Source organism: uncultured Campylobacter sp., from assembly GCF_938045535.1.
Lineage (GTDB): Bacteria > Campylobacterota > Campylobacteria > Campylobacterales > Campylobacteraceae > Campylobacter_B.
Genome location: NZ_CALIMQ010000069.1, coordinates 1 through 1,667, shown reverse-complemented (window position 1 = coordinate 1,667; position 1,667 = coordinate 1). Strand labels below are relative to the sequence as shown.

Here is a 1,667-nt window from a genome sequence, read left to right as displayed (position 1 = left end):
CTAATAGCTTTAGTAGTGATTTGACCATCTTTTATCTTAGAGATCGCATCGGCAAAAGGCTTGACCTGATCGCTAGGCATCCAGCCTAGCTCGCCGCCGGTTTGTTTAGCCTGCGGATCGATAGATTTGGCTTTGGCAAGCTCTGCAAATTTAGTAAATAGTGCACTGTCGCTAAGCCCTTTTAACTGCTTAATAATATCGTTTGCCTCAGCTTCGGTTTTAACGACGATCTGAGCCGCTTTGATTCTCGCAGGCTCGGTAAAGCGCGCTTTGTTTTTGTTATAAAAATCGGCTATTTCTTTATCGTCGATATTTATTTTGCTGGCTTCTTTAGCCTGCCATACACGAAGCGCTAAGTTATCTTTTACAATTTCAAGCTCTTTTTTATAAACATCTTCGTCCATAACGCCCGATTTTTTAGCTTCATCCGTTAGTAGCATCAGATCGATGCCTTTATCGATAAGCTCCTTTTTTTGATCCGCGTTAAGAGCAGCGATATCTACGTTGCCTATGCCTTGAAGTAGCGGAGCAAGCTCTTTTTCGGTTACGTCTTTGCCATTTACGGTAGCGTAAACGGTAGCGTTAAGGCTGATAGCGGCAGCCAAACTAAGTGCTGTAAATAAAACTTTTTTCATCACAATTCCTTAAAAAAATTTTAATGGCGATTATAACTCAAAGTTGTTAACAATCAAACTGTACTTTAGAATTTTAGGGTAGAATTCCGCCTTGAGGAAATACAAATGAGAAGCAAAAAAGATATTTTAGAGATAAAAAAGAGAATTTTACAAAACTTCGCAGAAGAGCGCAGCGAGCTGAAATTTAAAGACACCTATCAGCTTTTAGTCTGCGTGATGCTTAGCGCGCAGTGCACGGACAAGCGGGTAAATTTGATCACGCCGCGCTTTTTTGCGGAATTCCCAAGCGTTGCAGAGCTTGCAAAGGCCAATCTGGCAAGCGTTAAGCTGCTAATCAGCTCGTGCAATTTCTACAACAACAAAGCGGTAAATTTAATCAAAATGGCACAGGCGGTGGTTAGCGACTTTGACGGCGTCGTGCCGCTTGATGAAGCGGGGCTCAAATCTCTTGCGGGCGTGGGGCAAAAGACCGCTCACGTCGTGCTTTTAGAGGGCGCGGGCGCAAACGTGATGGCGGTAGATACGCACGTCTTTCGCGTCGCGCATCGCCTAGGGCTGAGCCGTGCAAAGACGCCCGAGCTTACGGAGCACGATCTTAGCGAGGCTTTTAAAACGGATCTTGGTAAGCTGCACCAAGGCATGGTGCTTTTCGGCCGCTACACCTGTAAAGCGATCAAGCCAAACTGCAAAGAGTGCTTTTTAAACGAGCTGTGCAGCAGCAAGGATAAGAATTTTCCGTAAAATTTTAGCCTGCAAATGCGGGTTTAAATTTACGCACTTAAATTTGACTGAATTTTAAAATTTTGATTTTTGATACAATTAACAAAAACAAATTCTTTTTAGGTTTTGAAAACTTGGATGATGAATATGGCTATGTTTCAATACAAGAACAAAATAATATGAATTGTGAAGAAACAAATTGTCAGATTGTTGATTTAAAAAGAAATAAAATGTATGAAATTTGTGTTTTAGGAACGGAATCAACGGAAATAATAAAACATATGATTGAGTTAATGTAGGAGATAGATGTTT

2 protein-coding genes are annotated in these 1,667 nt (G+C 41.4%); one reads left to right on the top strand and one right to left on the bottom strand.

The window, feature by feature from the left end:
• Window positions 1-635: peptidyl-prolyl cis-trans isomerase (locus Q0095_RS02405; RefSeq protein ID WP_297881021.1), on the bottom strand; the 635-nt coding region annotated here is incomplete at its 3' end.
• Between the two features lie 105 nt (window positions 636-740).
• On the opposite strand from Q0095_RS02405, the gene nth reads away from it, so the two are divergent.
• Window positions 741-1,376 carry an endonuclease III gene (nth, locus tag Q0095_RS02400; RefSeq protein WP_297881019.1) on the top strand — a complete coding sequence of 212 codons (636 nt, stop codon included), beginning with the start codon at window positions 741-743 and terminating at the stop codon, window positions 1,374-1,376.
• The last annotated feature ends 291 nt before the right edge of the window (window positions 1,377-1,667 follow it).